Source organism: Bacteroides sp., assembly GCF_019417265.1.
Taxonomy (GTDB): Bacteria; Bacteroidota; Bacteroidia; order Bacteroidales; family Bacteroidaceae; genus Phocaeicola.
Genome location: NZ_DXVR01000046.1, coordinates 1 through 20,107 on the forward strand (window position 1 = coordinate 1; position 20,107 = coordinate 20,107).

Genomic DNA, 20,107 nt, shown 5'->3' on the forward strand with positions numbered 1-20,107 from the left:
ATATATAACTTCTAAGCATTATATTGGAATATATTTTTATAACTTTATATAGAGACTTTTTAATAAAAAAAGTGCGCCCAATATGTGGACGCACTTTAATTTTTAAATTAATATGGTATGGAAAAACTAAAACTGGGTTTATTCTAGTTCATACATACGCATTCTATCTGACGCAATTAAGGTTGTAATACAACTTTTACTTCTTGAGTTGTTTTAACTCCCCAAGCATCTGTAACAGTAAGGGTCATTATGCCCTCAATTGTTGAAACAGGCATAGTTACTCCTTGTTTGAATTTTAGTTTTGCAGCCGTATCTTTTAGGTTCGCATAGTCCTTACTAGTCGCACCAAATCCTACATATAAGAATAATTCATCTGATAAGCTTAGAGTCATTGACGAAACTTCACTATTACTACTCCAGCTAAATTTTTCTTTTGAACGAGGATCAATCCATTCAAAATCTGCATTGGAGATTGTTTCTTCTTGACTCAATGAAGTAAATACAATTTCTTTAGCCTGCTTCTTCTCAGCCTCGCGGAATGGGGACTTGAATGTCAGGGTAAATTCTTGACTTATTGGTGTCAAGTTTTCATTTCCCCAAGGATAATAGTTTGCAGTCAATGTATGTGTTTTGTACATTTGGCTGTTTGCAATGCTTAAGTTATGATTGTTTATCACTGCAGATGGAGTCCATGAATCTACTGTGGCTTTGTCTGCGAACTTGAAGTGTTCTTGTTCTATTGCTGTTATTTCTACAGGTGTTCCATTTACGTTTTCTGCAAAGAGATTAAATAAATCAACCCCAACTTTGCTACTATTTGGCGTACCATATGCAACAGCGTCCCATGAACCTTCTTCGAACCATAATGATTTCTTGAAATATGTGAAGATATCATCGTTTCTAACCACATTGATGTTCAGATTGCAGATTGCGTAGCTAACACCGGCAGATTTTAATTCAAATTCGCTTTCGTGGTTAGTATCATCTACTGATTCAGGTGAGATAGTAGCCATTATGTAGAAGTTACCATTCTTTAGTTCATTATCCGCATCATCTTGTTTCATTTTGATGAGTTTATATTCTATTCCACTTATGCCGGAACTAGTATAATAAACATCATATTCAGTTTCACTAGAGGTAGCTGTAATTCCATTGTCTGAAATTATCTGGCTAACACTTTCTGCATTGAGATATTTTACAATTTCAGGATAAGTTGGTCCAGCACTTTCGCGAGCTATGTTTGCGTCAAGAGCTACGTTTATAGTTCCTAAATCAACGATAGTGTGGAAGTTAATGGTAAGTGTATTGTTTTTTTCTTCTCCTTGTAGTGTTAAATAATGCACAGTTACATCTACAGTTTGTGCTTTCGTTGATTTGATATTATCTCCATTTAATTCTACATTATTTGTTCCGTTTGGAATTGTAAAATAATAGGCGGCAACATCATCAAGAGTATTGTATTCACCAACAGAAGAATTATTTGTCTCATCCAATGCAACGTCATACAAATTGTGTGTTTTATTTACATCAAGTGAAACTTCACCGTCCTTTAATGCTTGGTTTGTTACTTTCACACTTGCTATGGTTAAATCATAGGCAGAAATAATTTCGTTGCCGTAAGCATCTTTTGTTGATAATGCATATGCATCACCTGTTGTATTAATATTTTCGCCTACTGTCAATTTATATATGCCTTTATTAACTTTAGCTGCCCTTGACAAAGGATTTTCTGTAGAATACTGTTCAAAAGCTTTTATATCATATGAAGATTCTCCATGTGAATTTAGAAGCTGGAACTTATAGCCTATCTCAGGATCAGCGAAGTTAACATCTGCAGGGTTAATTTGCGCATATATTACTGAGCGAGTCACATGGCTGTATAGAGTTTGGTTCTCTTCATAAGTATCACCATCAAATTCTATATCACTACCTGATGGGACTGCACCGTAATAGTATTTCAACTCTGCTGCACCTTCTTGTATCTTGCCGTTATCAATATTCATTAGTTTCAAATCGGCAATTTGTGAAGATGTAGGGAGAATAATTTCTGCAAAGTCGGATAAATTGTTTCCTTCAGTATCTTTTTCCAAAACATAGAGAGTATAGCATGGTTTGTCAATGCTTTCTACTACGTAAATAGAAGTATTGGCAACTATACCGCTATCTACAGCTTTACCTTCTTCTTCGCTCCAAACCATCCATGTTCTAGTCTGAGGATTTATTGTAGGTGAATATCCAGCATCTCCTTTGTCACCTTGTTCTCCTTTGTCACCTTTAGGACCTGTAACAGGGTATTCTGTAGGTACACCATCAAGCACCCAATAACCATTTTCTATAGTCCATTGTGTTCCTGCCGCTCCTGTTGCTCCAGTTTCCCCGTTTACAATAGTATATTTACTACCATCATTAAAAGTGATTTCAAAACCACCATCAACATCTTTCAAAGATGTAACCCAGTTTCCAGACTGAATCTTACTCTCCAAATCTGCCACAGAAGCTTTTATTGCATCTACTTGCTCCTGAAGATTTGAGATTTCATCATCATAATCCTTACAAGATGTAAAAGTTCCTGTTGAAACTGCAATCATAGTTCCAAACAGAAGTGCACTTAAATACTTTTTTCTCATGATAAAAAAACTTTAATTTATAAATTAAAAATAATCAAGTTATTCTTATTTAATCAATTACGGCATTGAAGTATTAAGTGAAATGAAATTCATTAACAAGGGGTATTGATGAAAAACATATTTTCCACATTGTTAAAAAATAGCCCGGACGGCTACTGAACATCAACTTAAATTATATTGCACAATCGGCATATCATAAAATATAGTCAGGCAGCTCAGGCATACTGTCAATGGCTTTTTTCTTGTTTTTATCTATAACATGCATATATGCTTCCGTATGCCTGGTGGTAGAATGTCCGGCTAGTGATGAGACCGTTTTGATATCAACTCCGTTTGATATTAATAATGTTACAAATGTATGACGGGCACAATGGAACGTTATATGTTTTTTTATTCCGGCTTCAGATATCCAATCCTTAAGGATTTTTAGGGCATAAGTGTGTGATGGTAAAGAAAAAACTTTCTCTTCGCCGTGCTGTGCTTGGCCATTGTTGTTGAGCAGCCTTATAGCGCTATTACATAAATACAAATGTAATACAGCGCACGATGAACTTTTTGATACTTTCTGTTGGGTTATTGTCAATATGCGTGACTCATAATCAATGTCGGACATCTTTAGATTAACCACATCGCTCCAGCGTAAACCGCTGTAACAGGCAAAGAGAAAAGCTCTTTTTAATTCCGGAGATTTGCATGCTGTATAAGCCATCTTGCTTATTTCTTCTGGTGTCAGTATATTCTTCGTTATGACGTTATGTTGTGGAGTACGTATGTTAGAGGCTGGATTAATTTCTATATAATTTTTTTCTATACAATATCCCAGAAACATCTTGAATTTCTTAAAATAATGCGCAGGTGTATTTCCTTTGTATTTGCTGTTCAAAAATTTCTGAAAACCAAGACAAAAAGAATTTGTAACATGCACAGGCAATAGAATGTCTGAATTGATGTATTCTCTCAGTTGTACTTTTGCGGCTTTTACTAGCCTTATGTCTTTATTGGAATATTGGGCTATATATTCATTGAAGCTTTCGAGCAGATTTACATGTACTTCTGTTTCAGAACTCTTCTCGGATTCTGTTTCTGAAAGAACAGACGGCAAATATGTTTTATAATTGTTCTGCAGATAAGATAGTTCGCGTTGTAATACTATGCATTTTGCTATCCTTAGTTTTTCATTATTAGACTCACGTATTGCCTTGTCTTTGGGTACTTCCAATATAATCCCCAATGACTCTTTTCTCCTTTTACCATTTGTGCTGTAGTTGACATAAAGCGAAGTACGCCCATTTTTAAGTTTCCTTTTAAATAATGTAATTCCCATAATTATAAATATTATAGTTAAAAGATTATTTCAAAAATACATTACATTTCTTCTGTTTATCCTATTTTGGCTTAAATATGCTCTTATCATGATTTTCTTTTGTACTTTTGCATTTGTATTTTACAATATTATATGGAAGATCAGTTTGATATAAGAGATTATAAGCCTACGGGAAAGGAACGTGACTTTGAAAACGCTTTACGTCCGCTACAGTTCGAGGATTTCAGCGGACAGGACAAGGTGGTCGATAATCTGCGTATCTTCGTGAAGGCTGCAAGGCTCAGGGCTGAGGCTCTGGACCATGTGCTGCTTCACGGACCTCCGGGATTGGGAAAGACTACATTGAGTAATATCATAGCCAACGAGCTTGGAGTGGGTTTCAAGGTTACTTCAGGGCCTGTACTTGACAAGCCGGGCGATTTGGCCGGTGTACTGACAAGTCTGGAACCTAATGATGTGTTGTTTATCGACGAGATACATCGTCTGAGTCCGGTAGTTGAGGAGTTCCTGTATTCTGCTATGGAGGATTATCGTATAGATATAATGATAGACAAGGGACCGTCGGCACGAAGCATACAGCTTGATTTGAATCCTTTTACTCTTGTAGGTGCTACTACACGCAGCGGATTGCTTACTGCACCGCTTAGGGCCAGATTCGGTATAAATCTTCACTTAGAGTATTACGATGAGAATGTTCTGTCACGTATCATCATGCGTTCGGCCGGTATTCTCAGGGTGACATGCGATGAGGAGGCGGCCGGTGAGATTGCGTCAAGAAGCCGAGGAACACCTCGTATAGCGAATGCCTTGCTCCGACGAGTGCGTGATTTTGCTCAGGTGAAAGGAGACGGACATATTGATTTGAAAATAGCCAAATATGCTCTTGAAGCTCTGAACATCGACCGCTATGGACTCGATGAGATAGACAACAAGATTCTTTGTACTATTATCGACAAGTTCAATGGGGGACCTGTAGGGCTTACTACCATTGCCACTGCTTTGGGTGAAGACCCCGGTACATTGGAGGAAGTATATGAGCCTTTCCTTATAAAGGAAGGTTTCCTGAAACGTACTCCGCGTGGTCGTGAAGTTACAGAGTTGGCATACAAACATCTTGGTAGGAGCATCTGGCAACAGGAAAAAACGCTTTTTGATTAGCTCTTAATTATTAATTTTTAATTATTAATTACCAACGTGTCATTAGTTAAAGATACAGCAATCTACGGACTGAGCAGTATAGTAGGACGTTTCCTCAACTATCTGCTCGTTCCGCTATATACGGCAGTCCTTTCGGCAGAGTCGGGGGGCTACGGAGTAGTGTCAAATGTATATGCATATACGGCACTTATACTTGTGTTCCTTACTTTCGGTATGGAGACAGGTTTTTTTCGATTTGCAAACAAGTCGGAAGAGGACCCTGTAAAGGTATTCTCTAATACATCGCTTTTCGTGGGTGGACTTTCTTTGCTTTTCGTCATTCTCGGTCTGATATTTCTGGAGCCTATATCGCAATTCCTTGAATATCCCGACCATAAGGACTATGTAGGAATGATGATGGTAGTAGTGGCTCTCGATTCGTTTCTTTGTATTCCTTTCGCATGGCTCAGATATAAGAAAAGGCCTATAAAATTTGCGTCAATCAAGCTTTTCAATATCATTGGCAATATAGTTCTGAATCTCTTTTTCCTTCTTCTCTGTCCATGGCTGAACGAACATGCGCCTTCATTGGTTTCATGGTTCTATAATCCGGACTATCTGGTGGGCTACATATTCGTGTCAAATCTGATAATGTCGGCAGCACAGATGCTTTTCTTTATCCCGGAACTGAGACAGCTGACTTTCAAGCCGGATTTCGCACTTCAGAAACGTATGTTAAGCTATTCGTTTCCGATACTGATATTCGGAGTAGTGGGAATATTGAACCAGACTGTTGACAAGATGATATATCCCTTCCTATATGACGACCGTCAGGAAGGACTTGTGCAGCTTGGTATCTATAGTGCCACAAGCAAGGTAGCAATGATTATGGCTATGTTCACCCAGGCTTTCAGATATGCCTACGAGCCTTTTGTGTTTGGCAACAGCAATAAGAAGGACAGCACGTCATCCTACGCCGGAGCCATGAAGTATTTCTTTATTTTCTCATTGCTGGCGTTTCTGGCTGTTATGTTCTATATGGACATCCTGAAATATATGGTAGCTCCGGACTATTGGGAAGGCCTTAGTGTGGTTGCCATAGTAATGGGAGCTGAGATACTGAAAGGAATTTATTTTAATCTTTCTTTCTGGTATAAGCTGATTGACGAAACACGTTGGGGAGCATATTTCTCTCTTATAGGATGTGCGGTGATACTTATACTTAATATCTGGCTTGTACCTGAATACGGATACCTGGCTTCGGCATGGGCATCGGTGGCCGGTTACGGACTTATCACTGTTCTGTCTTATTTTATTGGTCAGAAGAAATATCCTGTGGCTTATCCTATAAAGGATATGTTCGTCTATCTGGTTTTTGCGGCAGTGCTTTATGTGGCATCAATATACATTTATCCTGAAAATACAGTGTTGCGTATTGCTTTCCGTACATTATTACTTGTGCTATATGTTGCATATATCATAAGAAAAGACTTACCTTTGAGAAGTATCCCTGTTATTAACCGATTTATAAAGAAATAGTAGTATGGAACTGAACAACAGAAAGAAGTACCTGATAAGAAAGTTTTACGATGATTATCTGGACTTGAACAAAAGCATGGAGGATGAGCAACTCACGGTTGAAAGCATCCGCAATGGAGTGGAATTCCGTGGAGCGAATCTGTGGATTCTTGTGTTTGCCACGTTCATAGCCTCTCTTGGACTGAATGTCAATTCTACTGCCGTAATCATTGGTGCCATGCTGATTTCTCCGCTTATGGGACCTATCATGGGTGTGGGACTTGCTATCGGTATCAACGATTTCGAACTTATGAAACGCTCTCTGAAGAGTTATTTCATAGCAACTGTGTTCAGTGTAACTACCGCTACGATATATTTTGCCTTTACTCCGCTTGACGAGGTGCAATCGGAATTGTTGGCACGTACTTCGCCTACTATCTACGACGTATTCATAGCCCTGGTTGGTGGTCTTGCCGGTATAGTGGCTGTGGCTACAAAGGAGAAGGGAAACGTAATACCTGGTGTGGCCATTGCTACAGCATTGATGCCGCCGCTCTGTACTGCCGGATTTGGATTGGCTACAGGCAATCTGCTTTATTTCCTGGGAGCTTTCTATCTCTATTTTATCAACTCAGTGTTCATAAGTCTTGCCACTTTCCTTGGGGTACGGTTTATGAAGTTCAGACACAAGGAGTTTGTTGATAAGAACCGCGAGAAACTTGTGCGTAAGTACATAATTGCCATAGCCCTTGTGACTATGTGTCCTGCCATTTATCTAACATACGGTATAGTGAAGGAAACATTCTATCATAGTGCTGCAAACGACTATATTACTGAAGAACTTCAGTTCCCTAATTCACAGATTCTTAGCCGTGAGATATCTTATCATAAACGCGAGATAAAGGTGGTAATGGTCGGCAATGAGGTTTCGGAAGAACAGATAGCATTGGCTGAACGTAAATTAGAGAAATATAATCTGAAGAATACGAAGCTTACAATCTTCCAGGGAGTGAACAACGGCGAGATGGATATCAGCAATATCAAGTCGATGGTGATGGAGGATTTCTATAAGAAGAGCGAACAGAAATTGGCTCAACAGCAGCATGAGATTGATTCTCTAAAAACTCTGTTGGAACTTTATACCCGCAGTGGACAGGCTGACAGCAGATTGGCAGGAGAGATGAAGGCCTTGTTTGGTAATGGAATTAAGTCTGTAGCACTTTCACGCAGCATCCGTCTTGAAATGGACAGTCTTAAACCGGATACGCTTACATTCGCCATATTGCAGTGTGCCAAGAAACCGTCCGCTACTGATAAGAAACGAATGTCTGACTGGCTCAAGACACGTACCAATGCAAAGAAGCTTGAACTTATTGTAATGGAGAAATAAAATTTTGTCAAATGGTTTAATATTCTTAGTAAAAATCATAATCCTTTTATTGGGATTATGGTGTGTCAGATACACCATTTATTGTAAATCAGGAATCCGGACAGTTAAATTTTACCGCCGGACAAGGACTTGGCGACTGGGTTACGAACAGACAGGCTTCAGGCGCGGTGATAGACAGGATGCTTTCTAACGGTAATTATGATATGGATGATAATGACAATCAGAATACAGGGTTATATGTAAAAGGTACAGACGACCCAAGAATACTTCTATATTATAATCCTATAAGTATTACAAATAAATATTCCGGGCCAAAGATGAAAACAGATATCTCGGAACTGACCTTACTGTAGCTGACGAAGCTACTGAATATTATAATTCCCAGGCTACGGATGCTTATGGCAATACCGGATTTTCACAGATTACTCAGAAAGGATTCTTTTGGGAGAACGACAAGTTTGATATGCTGATTATGGCATCCCCTGAAATCCATTTCCTTAAAGCTGAAGCATATCATATGAGTTATGGAGTTGCGGCAGACGAAGATAAGGCAAAAGAAGAATTTATTAAAGCAGTCAGTCAGTCTATAAGTCTGTACTATTATTACGACTCAATAAGTACTGGCGAGAATTCCAGAAAATATGAGGCTCCTACTGAGGAAGAGATAAATTCTTTTGCAGAAGCAAAATGGACCGATACGAAATACGAAAATAAGCAGGATGCCATAATAACCCAGAAATGGTTGCATTTCGCCATTACAGCCGGTAGAGAGGCATGGAGTGATATTCGTCGCACAGGTTATCCTTCTGGTCTTGTATTTCCGGAAGTAGCAGGTACAATTCCTAATGTGCCTACCCGATGGAAATATCCTACTACAGAAATGGACTATAATCCGTATTATAAGGATGTACAGGCTGAAGATACATATTATACCAAGTTATTCTGGGCTAAATAGAAAAACAAAAATAAAAACCGGTTCTGATATTCACAGAGCCGGTTTCTGTTTTCTTATCCGAAACAGATTCCCATTCGTCTTCCCTGTACAACCAATTCATGGTCTTCTGTCACCAATCGCAGTTTTCCGGCTGTTTCTGAAATAGGAATAGAGTCTATTCTGTTTCCTTGCAATGCAACCATCCTTCCGTATTGTCCGTTTGAGATAAGCTCCACGGCATGTCCGCCCATGAGTGTAGCTAAGTTTCTGTCGAAAGCTGTAGGGCTGCCTCCTCTCTGTATATATCCGAGTACTGTTTCGCGTGTTTCAAACCCCGTTTCATATTCTATTTCTTCTGCTATATACTGGGCAGCTTTCTTTCCTTCAGGAGTGTTTATACCTTCGGCCACGACTACAATAGAATATGGCTTTCCTTTTTTCAGTCTGTTTATGATTGTATCTCCTATTTTATGAATGTCGAAAGGAATCTCAGGCATTAGTATAATGTCGCCACCTCCGGCCATACCGGAGTAAAGTGCCAACCATCCGGCTTTATGTCCCATAACCTCGATAACCATTACTCTTTGATGAGAACTGGCCGTTGAATGCAGCCTGTCTATCGCATCTGCAGCTATTGAAACAGCTGAGTCAAATCCGAATGAAATATCCGTTCCCCACACATCGTTGTCTATGGTCTTTGGAATACTTACAACGTTTACTCCCACTTCCATAAGTTTGGCTGCAGTCTTCTGTGTACCGTTTCCACCTATGCATACAAGGCAGTCTATTCCGTAATCTTTCAGCGTTTTAAGAATTAATGAAGGCTTGTCGTTATTTAACGTTGCGGAAGCTTTCTTGAATGGCTTTTCCCTTGAAGTCCCTAATATAGTTCCGCCCAATGTAAGTAATCCGGAAATGGATTCTTCAGTAAGCCTGTTTATATGTCCGTCCATCAATCCTCTGAAACCGTTATGAATACCATAAACTTCCATTCCGTAATGGTTTAGTGCGCTTTTACACACTCCTCGTATAGTTGCGTTAATACCCGGACAGTCTCCACCGGATGTCAATATTCCTATTTTCATAAGCCAAGAAATTTAATTGTGATGTAAAGTTATTAAAAAAACAAGATTTACTCGTTTTTAATAAAAAAATAATCATGTCAATCATATATATAAAGAGAAAAAACCTACCTTTGCAATAATAAGAATTTGAAAAAAAATGTAATCAATATGAACTCAACCCAATTGATTGACAGAATATTTGCACCGCGTAGGAAACAAATAGAAAGATATTCTGCACATGCAGAAGAAATTCAGAATAAAGTCCTGAAAAAACTGATATCTGCCGCGTCCGATACAGAGTGGGGTAAGAAATACAATTTTAATGCCATTAATGGTTATTCAGGATTCCAGAAACTCCCTATACAGACATATGAAGATGTAAAGGATTATGTAGACCGCATGCGCCATGGTGAAAAAAATGTATTATGGCACGGTGCTGTTAAATGGTATGCCAAATCTTCAGGGACTACAAACGACAAGAGCAAGTTTATTCCGGTTTCGCCTGATGGCCTAAAGAATATTCATTATCGTGGAGGTATTGATGCAGTGGCATTATATCTTGGCGAGAATCCGAAGAGTAGCTTCTTTTCAGGCAAAGGTCTGATTCTCGGAGGTAGTCATTCTCCTAATTATAATGTAAAGGACAGTCTGGTAGGCGACCTGTCGGCCATACTTATTCAGAATGTCAATCCTTTGGTTAATATGATTCGTGTCCCAAGCAAAGAAATAGCTTTGCTGAGCGAATTTGAGGAAAAGGTTGAGAAAATAGCTTCATCTACTATACACAAGAATATTACCAACATATCCGGTGTGCCTTCATGGATGCTGGCAGTAATAAAGAAGATACTTGAGAAAACAGGTGCCTCTACACTTGATGAGGTCTGGCCTAACTTGGAAGTCTTTTTCCATGGCGGCGTATGCTTCACACCTTATAGAGAACAATATAAAAGCCTGATAGCCTCACCGAAAATGCATTATATGGAAACCTATAATGCCAGCGAAGGATTTTTCGGTCTTCAGAGTTCATTGTCCGATCCGGCTATGCTGTTGATGATAGACTATGATGTATTCTATGAATTTATTCCGTTGGATGAGTTTGAAAACGAGAATCCTTCAATCGTTCCGTTATGGGATGTGGAAGTAGGAAAGAATTACGCCATGGTAATCAGTACGTCATGCGGCTTGTGGAGATATATCATCGGTGATACAGTGAAATTCACGCAAAAGAACCCTTATAAATTCGTTATAACCGGCCGTACCAAACATTTTATCAATGCTTTTGGCGAAGAATTAATGGTGGACAATGCCGAAAAGGGACTGCAGATAGCATGCCGCGAAACAGGAGCACAAGTCTTAGAATATTCAGCAGCACCTGTTTTCATGGATTCTAATGCCAAGTGTCGCCATCAGTGGCTTATAGAGTTCAGCAAGATGCCTGATTCAGTAGAACATTTCCGTCATGTCCTCGATAAGGCATTACAGAGCATAAACTCCGATTATGAAGCAAAAAGACATAAGGATATAACCCTTCAGGAACTGGAAATCATTACGGCACGTCCGAATCTCTTTCATGACTGGCTCAAGCAAAAAGGTAAATTAGGAGGCCAGCACAAGGTTCCACGTCTTAGCAATAACCGCGAACACATTGAAAGCATGTTGAAACTGAACGAATAATATAAACAAAAAACTATCTATAACAGAAAATGAAATTCTCATCACTACATATCTTACCGTTTGCAGTCATAATTCTGATATTATATGCATGTGCCAGTACCGGAACTCCGGACGGTGGACCATATGATGAAACTCCTCCTAAGTTCGTACGTGCCACACCGGATCCTAATTCCACAGGCAATACCCGTAAGAAGATAGCTATTGAGTTTGATGAGTTTATAAAGATAGAAAATGCTGCTGAAAAGGTCATAATCTCTCCTCCCCAGACTGAAATGCCTGAGGTTAAGGCAAGTGGAAAACGAGTGCTCGTAGAGTTTTTCGATACTCTTAGAGCGAATACTACTTATACCATAGACTTTGGCGATGCGATTGTTGACAATAATGAGGGTAATCCGATGGGAAACTTTTCTTATGCATTTTCTACCGGTGAAACCATCGATACTATGGAGGTCGCCGGAACTGTGCTCAATGCTCAGGACTTGGAACCTATAAAAGGTATTCAGGTCGGTCTGCATAAAAATCTAAATGACACAGCTTTTACGAAACTTCCGTTTGACAGAATATCGCGTACCGACAGTCGCGGACGTTTCTCTATCAAGGGTGTCGCTCCCGGTAAATACCGTATTTACGCCCTTAAGGATGGAAATCAGAATTATCTTTTCGATTCGAAGACAGAGATAATAGCATATTCCGATTCTCTTATTATACCTTCTATGGAACCGGCCACCAGGCAGGACACTACTTGGAATGCCATAGACACTCTTAAAATTGATACAGTCAAGACAGTGCATTACACTCATTTCATGCCCGATGATATAATTCTCAGAGCATTCAAGGAAGAAACCACAATGCAATATCTTGCAAAAAGCGAAAGAGAACAGCTTAATCGTTTCTCCCTCTATTTCAGCGCGAAAGCCGATACTCTGCCAACCGTAACCGGACTTGATTTTGATGAGAAGGATGCATTCATAATAGAATCATCATTGAAAAATGATACCATCAGATACTGGATAAAGGATACAGTGCTTTGCGAAAGAGATACCCTTACCCTTCAGTTGGATTATCTGTACACAGATACTCTTGGAAATCTCGTACCTAAAAGAGATACATTATATATGATGAATAAGCTTAGCAAGGAAAAACGTCTTGCTATGGCTAAGGAGGAAATGGAAAAGAAGGAAAAGGAGATGAAGAAGAGAAGAAAGAAAGGCGATACGCTGAATGTTGTCGAAACAGTGTTCTTCAAGATGAACGTTGATGCGCCTTCTTCCATGGACATAAACCGCAATATCTGTATAAGTTTTGAGGAACCGGTACAGAGTATTGATACTGCAGCCATACATGTAGATGTCAAGGTAGATACACTTTGGAACGAGGAACGCTTTGTGTTTGTTTCTGATAGTGTGGTTCCACGCAGATATTATATCCTCAGCGACTGGAAACCGGGCAATGAATACCGTTTGAGAATAGATTCTACTGCAATTAAAAGCATATATGGTCTGCATACCAACAAGGTGGAAAATACCGTCAAGATAAAGACCCTTGAGGAGTACGGAACACTTTATTTAAATATAAAAGGTGTGGAAGGCAATGCCGTAGTACAGCTTTTGAACTCCGGTGATGCTGTAGTAAGGGAACAGAAATTAAAGGAAAGCAATACGTGCGATTTCTATTTCCTTCAGCCTAATACGAAATATTATATAAGAATGTATATAGATTCCAATAACAACGGAAAATGGGATACAGGCGTATATGATAAGAAAATCCAGCCGGAAGAAGTATATTATTTCCCAAAAGTATGGGAAATGAAAGCAAACTTCGAGTTCGAGGAAGACTGGGATGTTAAGGCTGTCCCTCTTGACAGACAAAAACTTGATGAAATAAAGAAACAAAAGCCGGAAGAGGCTAAAAAGATAAAAGACAGAAATAAGGAACGAGCTAAAAAATTAGGATTGACATCATGATGAAAAAAATATTCTTTTCTTTTTTGATTGCCTTGTTTGCTGTAACAGGAACCAGGGCACAATGCGGGGCATATAATGATGCCATTAAGCCGGGCGAAGAATTGTCGTATGAACTTAAGTTTAACTGGAAATTCATCTGGATAAATGCCGGATGGGCTAAAATGACGGTTGATTCTGTAATGTATAACGGAAGATCATGTCTGAAAACCGACCTTGAATCTTATACAAACAAGAGGATAGATATATTTTTCAGAATGCGTGACACACTGACATGTATCACATCCACCGATCTTGTTCCGTTATATTTCCGCAAAGGGGCTGCAGAAGGGAAAAGATATAGTGTTGATGATGTAACGTTCAGTTATCGTAACGGTAAATGTATTGTAGATCAGTCAAGATCGGTAAATGGTAAAAAAAGAGAACCTGACCATCAAGAATTGTCGGTTTGTGTTTATGATATGTTAAGCATACTTCTTCAGGCACGTTCTTACGATGCTTCCGATTATGTTCCTGGAGATAAGATATTATTTTCCATGGCGACTGGAAAAGACGTGGAAAAACAGACACTTATATATAGAGGAAAAGAAACGTGCAAGGTAGAGAACGGCTTAAAGTTCCGTTGTCTGGTATTCTCTCTCGTTGAATATGTCAAGGGTGAAGAGAAAGAAGTTATCACGTTTTACGTTACCGATGACAGAAATCATCTGCCTGTGCGTCTTGACATGTATCTCAATTTCGGCTCAGCTAAGGCATTCCTGAGTGAAATTAAAGGAAACAAGCATCCTTTGGATTCACAGATAGAGTAGAAAGGTCTCGTTTTTAATATATAGCTTTTAAAGATATAATTCATAATGATGATAAATACGTTGCGCAGAAAGTTACGTGGCATACCGTTAGTAGTGATATTGCTGACTGTATTCCCATTTTTAATAAGTGCTTATTACATAGGTTCGGAGAATAATGATAACTCGTCCGCTGATACCAGATATACATGTGTAAGTGTTCCGCGTCGGATAGTGTTTTGCGGCGATACTGTAGATTTGACACGCTATGACCGTCACGAACGTATGGACCGTGAACTTATGGCATTTTCTTTTATGCACAGTACATCCATACAGACCATTAAGCGTGCAAACCGATATTTCCCTGTCATAGTGCCAATCCTGAAAGAAAACGGTATTCCTGAAGACTTCAAATATCTTATGGCTATTGAGAGCGCTTGCAACCCGTTGGCCCGTTCAGGTGCCGGCGCAGCAGGACTATGGCAATTCATGCCTGTTACAGGCAAGGAGTATGGACTTGAAGTTAATTCTCATGTCGATGAACGTTATCACATAGTAAAAGCGACACATGCCGCCTGCAAGTATCTGCGTGAAGCATACAATAAGTTTGGCGACTGGATAAACGTAGCAGCATCCTATAACGCAGGTCAGGGAAGAATATCCCAGCAGCAGGAAAGACAATATACAGACGAAACGCTTGACCTTTATCTTGTAGAAGAAACAGCACGCTATATTTACCGTATTTTTGCGGCAAAAATATTATTCACAGACCCTACAATGTTTGGTTTCAGACTGAAATCGTCCGACCTTTATCCGCAAATCCATTATCGCACAGTTATAGTGAGTGAGACAATTACTGATTTGGCACGTTTTGCTAAAAGTCAGGGAACAACCTATGCTCTTCTCAAAAACCTAAATCCGTGGTTGCGCGATACATCACTTCCATGTAAAAACGGTAAAGAGTATGTCATAATGCTTCCGGACAATGAAAAAATAAATTATAATCCGGATTTGACACTGCCATATGACAGAAAATGGGTCGTTGACTGATTTTTTATAGTAAATTGAACTTTTTATATACTGTAACCAAAGAGAGTTACATGTATTTTTGCAAAAACAATTTTTAAAACATAAATTTTTACCATGAAAAAACTATTATTATTCAGCACGGTGTGCGCATGTTCGCTTGCGGCATCTGCCCAAACCTTTAAGGAATGGCAGAACCCTCAGGTGAACGAGGTAAACCGTGCCCCTATGCATGCAAATTTCTTTGCATACGAGAATATTGAGGCATCAAAAACTGCTTTGAAAGAAAAGTCGGAAAACTTCATGACCTTGAACGGCACATGGAAATTCTTCTGGGTTGAGAACGCCGACCGGCGTCCTACAGATTTCTTCCGTGTAGGATATAACGACAAAGGTTGGGCCGATTTCCAGGTACCTGCTGTATGGGAACTGAACGGATACGGTGACCCTATCTACGTTAATGTAGGTTATGCATGGCGCAACCAGTACAAAAACAATCCTCCTTATGTACCCGTAGAGAAAAACCATGTAGGTTCGTACCGTAAGGAAATAGTAGTCCCTGCCGACTGGAATGGTAAGGATATTATCGCTCATTTCGGCTCGGTTACATCAAACATGTATCTTTGGGTAAATGGAAAGTTTGTAGGTTACAGCGAGGACAGCAAGCTCGAGGCAGAGTTTGACATTACCAAATATCTGAAACCGGGCCGGAAGAACCTCATTGCATTCCAGGTATTCCGTTGGTGCGACGGTACATATCTTGAAGACCAGGACTTCTTCCGTTACAGCGGAGTAGGACGTGACTGCTATCTCTATACCCGAAACAAGAGCCGTATAGATGATATCCGTATCACTCCGGACCTTGACAGTGAGTATAAGAACGGAACACTTGATGTAGTTCTCAGCATGAAGGGCAATAACAATGTAACTTTCGAATTGCTCGATGCACAGGACAAAGTAGTGTCTTCCAAAGAAGTGAAAGGCAGCGGAGATGTCAAGACAAGATTCGAGGTTGAAAACCCTAACAAATGGACTGCAGAAACTCCTTATCTTTATACATTGCGTGCTTGCGTGAAGAAAGGTGATAAAGTGACAGAAGTAGTACCTGTAAAGGTAGGATTCAGAAAAGTGGAAATCAAGAACGCACAGGTTCTCGTCAACGGTCAGCCTGTATTGTTCAAGGGAGCTAATCGTCACGAAATGGACCCGGACGGAGGTTATGTCGTTTCGCGCGAGCGCATGCTTCAGGATATCCAGATAATGAAGAAATTCAATATCAACGCTGTCCGTACTTGTCACTATCCGGATGATGCATACTGGTATGAACTTTGCGACAAATACGGTATCTATATGGTAGCTGAGGCTAATATCGAATCTCATGGAATGGGCTATGGTGAAACCACACTTGCAAAAGTAGATTCTTACCGTAAGGCACATCTCGAACGCAATAAACGAAATGTACAGCGCAATTTCAATCACCCAAGTATCATATTCTGGTCATTGGGAAATGAAGCCGGTTATGGTCCGAACTTTGAAGCAGCATACGATTGGGTAAAGGCTGAAGACGCCAGCCGTCCGGTACAGTACGAAAGAGCCGGTAGAGATGGAAAGACAGACATATTCTGTCCGATGTATTACAGATATAACGCATGTGAAAAATACTCAGCCGACGAAAATAGCCAGAAACCGTTGATACAGTGTGAATATGCCCACGCAATGGGTAACTCTGAAGGTGGTTTCAAGGAATATTGGGATTTAATCCGTAAATATCCTAAATACCAGGGCGGTTTCATTTGGGATTTCGTTGACCAATCATGCCGCTGGACAGGTGAGAACGGTAAGATGATATACGCTTACGGTGGCGATTTCAACCGTTTTGATGCCAGCGACAACAATTTCTGCGACAACGGTCTGATTAGTCCTGACCGCGTACCTAATCCTCATATGTACGAAGTAGGATATTTCTATCAGAATATATGGACTACAGCCGGTGACTTGTCGAAAGGCGAAGTAAAAGTATATAATGAGAATTTCTTCCGCGACCTTTCAGCATATCGCATGGAATGGGAACTCCTCAAAGACGGTAAGCCGGTACGCAACGGGGTAGTAGACCGCCTTGAAGTTGCACCTCAGCAGACAGCTGCAATAAACCTTCCTATAGGCAAGGTATGCAACTGTGGAGAATGGCTTCTTAACGTCAAGTATATCCAGAAGAACCGTGAGAACCTCGTTCCTGCAGGACACGTAGTGGCAAAGAACCAGCTCGTAGTGAAAGGATATGAAGCACCGGCAATCAAGCTTGACAATGTAGCCGAGTCTAATCAGGCCGTAGTAGCCCCGGTAGTGAACGATGCGAATGTAAACTGCATTGAAGTGACAGGTGCGACATTCAACATACAGTTTGACAAGAAGACAGGCTATATGGACAGCTATATGGTTGACGGAACTCAGATGATAAAAGAGGGAGCTCAACTTTCTCCAAACTTCTGGCGTGCCCCAACCGATAATGACTACGGTGCAGGTCTTCAGAACAAGTATGCTGTATGGAGAAATCCTGAAATCAAACTTCTTTCATTGAAGCAAGAATCAAAAGATGAACAAGTCGTGGTATCTGCAGAATACGAAATGAAGAGTGTCCATGCCAAACTGTTCCTGACTTACACTATTAATAATGTAGGAGCAGTAAAAGTTACTCAGAGAATGGTTGCCGCAGCCGATGTAAAGGTTTCAGATATGTTCCGTTTCGGAATGCAGCTTGTAATGCCTTCATCATTTGAGAACATTTCATATTACGGACGCGGTCCTGTAGAGAACTATATCGACCGTAACCACAGCACAGACCTCGGCATATACAACCAGACTGTTACAGGGCAGTTTTATGCGTATATCCGTCCGCAGGAAAACGGAACAAAGACAGACATCCGTTGGTGGAATATGTTGAATGCAGAAGGTAAAGGTCTGCAGTTCGTAGCCGAAGCACCATTCTCTGCTTCAGCACTGCATTACACTATCGAGTCGCTTGATGACGGCGTGCAGAAAGACCAGCGTCATTCTAATGAAGTCGAGCCTTCCGACCTTACAAACGTCCTTATCGACAAAGTTCAGCAAGGTTTGGCCTGTGAGAATAGTTGGGGTGCTATCCCATTGCCAAAATACAGAATATCTTATGGTAATTATGAATTTACATTCGTGATGACTCCTATAGATAATTCTGTGGTTATTGAATAACAATAGCTGATATGTCATAAATAAAGCCCTCCGAGCATCGTTTGTTCGGAGGGCTTTATGTTTTTATTATCTCAAACTCAGTGAACGCTTAATGAACGCCAAATGAACATCCTGTGAACACGAAATGAACGCTAAATGAAGAAGTTCTTGTTATAGTGGTTTTAAGAATCTTCTTTCAATCCACATTTGGAAAAACAAGTCGTAAATACTGTAGTATCCGTTATCAAATGTGATAAAATCCTTTTCCAGAAGCCCTTTTAGTGCTACAGAAACAGAACTTGCTGAAGGTAGTCTGTGCTTCCTTACAAATGCTCCGCTCATAACCTCATTTGCTTTGCGTTCCCAAGCAATGGCAAGTAGCAGATTCCGTTGTTTTTCCGGTATCTGTACGAATAGTGATTCGTAAGTATCGGATGACAGCTCAAGTAAATAATCTATAGCCGGCTGAACCTGTTCTATAGAGCACGTTTTCCCTTCCGATGTCTGCATATAGAGAATATTCATAATGCGTTGCATATACATTGTTGTAGCATTACATTTTTCGTATACTTCAGTCACCGTTTCTTCGCTGATTTCTTTTCCCCCTTCTCTAAACTTTTCCATGCAAAACGCCTTGTACTTCTCCAAAGGGATAGCCTGCAAATTCATTGTTGTAACAGACTGATAGAAAGGTTTTGATGGAGATAAAAATATGTTGTTCATCAGATGCCTTTGTGAACCGGAAAACAGGAAACTCGCATTACTGCATCTTTGTATATGTGTGCGCAAAGCAGCTTCTACATTCTCTCCGTCAGAATATCTTGATATCTGCTGAAACTCGTCAATAGCTACCAGGCATGGCTTGTCTGCCATATTCAGATAACGGAAAATCTCGTCTAATGTCGTTGCCGGATGTTCTATATTCCCCAATCCTATACTCCATACAGGCTTTCCCTCCATGTCGTACGAAATTTCCGAGCGTACCGATGTAAGCATACCGATAAACATTTCCCATGCCGCCCTTCCTTTACTTCGTAAAGCTTGAATGACTGACGAGCCGAAAACGGCAACAAAGTCAGATAGCGATTTTGTAGCATAAATATCAATAAGGAAAGTATGGTATTCGTCATTGATACCTTCTTGTCTGAAGCAGTGAGTTATCAAATCTGTTTTTCCAAACCTGCGTGGAGAGATTAGAGCGATATTGTTCCCGTTGGATAGAAGGGAAATGATATTATCAGTTTCTTTTTCGCGGTCGCAAAAATACTTTGGTGATACATATCCACCTGTAACAAACGGATTCTTCATGACACTTATAGATTTATTATTACGCAAAGATAATAATTATGTTTAGATAATGGCGTTTAAACACCATTTAAATACTGCTTAAACACCATTTAATAACGTTTGTCTTACCCTGAAAAAAGTTGACTCATAAAACCAACATTATGAGTTCACAA

14 protein-coding genes are annotated in these 20,107 nt (G+C 39.9%); 10 read left to right on the forward strand and 4 right to left on the reverse strand.

From position 1 onward, the window contains the following. Positions 1 to 176: 176 nt before the first annotated feature. Both QZ379_RS07220 and QZ379_RS07225 read right to left on the reverse strand, forming a co-directional pair. Entirely contained in the window at positions 177 to 2,627 is a 2,451-nt protein-coding gene (locus tag QZ379_RS07220) for a PL29 family lyase N-terminal domain-containing protein (protein WP_291562447.1), read from the reverse strand. Positions 2,628 to 2,820: 193 nt separating this feature from the next. Beyond that, entirely contained in the window at positions 2,821 to 3,951 is a 1,131-nt protein-coding gene (locus QZ379_RS07225) for a site-specific integrase (protein WP_291562450.1), read from the reverse strand. 132 nt (positions 3,952 to 4,083) lie between these two features. Between QZ379_RS07225 and ruvB the strand changes: the two genes are divergently transcribed. From ruvB to QZ379_RS07250, 5 genes are all read left to right on the forward strand, one after another. Further along, positions 4,084 to 5,109, forward strand: a complete 1,026-nt coding sequence (gene ruvB / locus QZ379_RS07230) for a Holliday junction branch migration DNA helicase RuvB (RefSeq protein ID WP_291562453.1) — start codon at positions 4,084 to 4,086, stop codon at positions 5,107 to 5,109. A 36-nt stretch (positions 5,110 to 5,145) separates the two neighbouring features. After that, entirely contained in the window at positions 5,146 to 6,627 is a 1,482-nt protein-coding gene (locus tag QZ379_RS07235; protein ID WP_291562456.1) for an oligosaccharide flippase family protein, read from the forward strand. A gap of 4 nt (positions 6,628 to 6,631) precedes the next feature. Continuing rightward, positions 6,632 to 7,996, forward strand: a complete 1,365-nt coding sequence (locus tag QZ379_RS07240) for a TIGR00341 family protein (protein ID WP_291562459.1) — start codon at positions 6,632 to 6,634, stop codon at positions 7,994 to 7,996. A gap of 62 nt (positions 7,997 to 8,058) precedes the next feature. Then, the gene (locus QZ379_RS07245; RefSeq protein WP_291562461.1) at positions 8,059 to 8,349 is read left to right on the forward strand and encodes a hypothetical protein; all 291 of its coding nucleotides are present in this window, start codon (positions 8,059 to 8,061) and stop codon (positions 8,347 to 8,349) included. Further along, positions 8,298 to 8,951 carry a SusD/RagB family nutrient-binding outer membrane lipoprotein gene (locus QZ379_RS07250; protein WP_366933584.1) on the forward strand — a complete coding sequence of 218 codons (654 nt, stop codon included), beginning with the start codon at positions 8,298 to 8,300 and terminating at the stop codon, positions 8,949 to 8,951. The genes QZ379_RS07245 and QZ379_RS07250 overlap by 52 nt, the downstream gene beginning before the upstream one ends. A 53-nt stretch (positions 8,952 to 9,004) precedes the next feature. On the opposite strand, the gene QZ379_RS07255 is transcribed toward QZ379_RS07250, so the two are convergent. Then, complete coding sequence (locus tag QZ379_RS07255) at positions 9,005 to 10,015, reverse strand: ATP-dependent 6-phosphofructokinase (RefSeq protein ID WP_291562464.1); 1,011 nt, start codon at positions 10,013 to 10,015, stop codon at positions 9,005 to 9,007. Between the two features lie 147 nt (positions 10,016 to 10,162). Between QZ379_RS07255 and QZ379_RS07260 the strand changes: the two genes are divergently transcribed. The 5 genes from QZ379_RS07260 (at position 10,163) to QZ379_RS07280 (ending at position 18,668) form a co-directional block, all read left to right on the forward strand. Then, the gene (locus QZ379_RS07260) at positions 10,163 to 11,668 is read left to right on the forward strand and encodes a GH3 auxin-responsive promoter family protein (protein WP_291562467.1); all 1,506 of its coding nucleotides are present in this window, start codon (positions 10,163 to 10,165) and stop codon (positions 11,666 to 11,668) included. Between the two features lie 29 nt (positions 11,669 to 11,697). After that, positions 11,698 to 13,632, forward strand: a complete 1,935-nt coding sequence (locus QZ379_RS07265; RefSeq protein WP_291562470.1) for an Ig-like domain-containing domain — start codon at positions 11,698 to 11,700, stop codon at positions 13,630 to 13,632. Continuing rightward, positions 13,629 to 14,438 (forward strand): DUF3108 domain-containing protein, encoded by an 810-nt coding sequence (locus tag QZ379_RS07270; RefSeq protein WP_291562473.1) that lies wholly within the window; start codon positions 13,629 to 13,631, stop codon positions 14,436 to 14,438. The genes QZ379_RS07265 and QZ379_RS07270 overlap by 4 nt, the downstream gene beginning before the upstream one ends. A 45-nt stretch (positions 14,439 to 14,483) precedes the next feature. Further along, complete coding sequence (locus QZ379_RS07275) at positions 14,484 to 15,464, forward strand: lytic transglycosylase domain-containing protein (protein ID WP_291562476.1); 981 nt, start codon at positions 14,484 to 14,486, stop codon at positions 15,462 to 15,464. Positions 15,465 to 15,557: 93 nt separating this feature from the next. Further along, a complete protein-coding gene (locus QZ379_RS07280) occupies positions 15,558 to 18,668 on the forward strand; it encodes a glycoside hydrolase family 2 TIM barrel-domain containing protein (RefSeq protein WP_291562479.1) in 3,111 nt (1,036 codons plus the stop codon). Between the two features lie 150 nt (positions 18,669 to 18,818). Here QZ379_RS07280 and QZ379_RS07285 read toward each other — a convergent pair whose 3' ends face one another. Further along, a complete protein-coding gene (locus QZ379_RS07285; RefSeq protein ID WP_291562482.1) occupies positions 18,819 to 19,955 on the reverse strand; it encodes an ATP-binding protein in 1,137 nt (378 codons plus the stop codon). Between the last annotated feature and the right edge of the window lie 152 nt (positions 19,956 to 20,107).

Excerpts from the sequence above, each read along its gene's own strand:
- QZ379_RS07220 (WP_291562447.1), bottom strand. The coding sequence starts at position 2,627 with ATGAGAAAAAAGTATTTAAGTGCACTTCTGTTTGGAACTATGATTGCA.
- QZ379_RS07225 (WP_291562450.1), bottom strand. The coding sequence starts at position 3,951 with ATGGGAATTACATTATTTAAAAGGAAACTTAAAAATGGGCGTACTTCG.
- ruvB (WP_291562453.1), top strand. The coding sequence starts at position 4,084 with ATGGAAGATCAGTTTGATATAAGAGATTATAAGCCTACGGGAAAGGAA.
- QZ379_RS07240 (WP_291562459.1), top strand. The coding sequence starts at position 6,632 with ATGGAACTGAACAACAGAAAGAAGTACCTGATAAGAAAGTTTTACGAT.
- QZ379_RS07255 (WP_291562464.1), bottom strand. The coding sequence starts at position 10,015 with ATGAAAATAGGAATATTGACATCCGGTGGAGACTGTCCGGGTATTAAC.
- QZ379_RS07260 (WP_291562467.1), top strand. The coding sequence starts at position 10,163 with ATGAACTCAACCCAATTGATTGACAGAATATTTGCACCGCGTAGGAAA.
- QZ379_RS07265 (WP_291562470.1), top strand. The coding sequence starts at position 11,698 with ATGAAATTCTCATCACTACATATCTTACCGTTTGCAGTCATAATTCTG.
- QZ379_RS07270 (WP_291562473.1), top strand. The coding sequence starts at position 13,629 with ATGATGAAAAAAATATTCTTTTCTTTTTTGATTGCCTTGTTTGCTGTA.
- QZ379_RS07275 (WP_291562476.1), top strand. The coding sequence starts at position 14,484 with ATGATGATAAATACGTTGCGCAGAAAGTTACGTGGCATACCGTTAGTA.
- QZ379_RS07280 (WP_291562479.1), top strand. The coding sequence starts at position 15,558 with ATGAAAAAACTATTATTATTCAGCACGGTGTGCGCATGTTCGCTTGCG.
- QZ379_RS07285 (WP_291562482.1), bottom strand. The coding sequence starts at position 19,955 with ATGAAGAATCCGTTTGTTACAGGTGGATATGTATCACCAAAGTATTTT.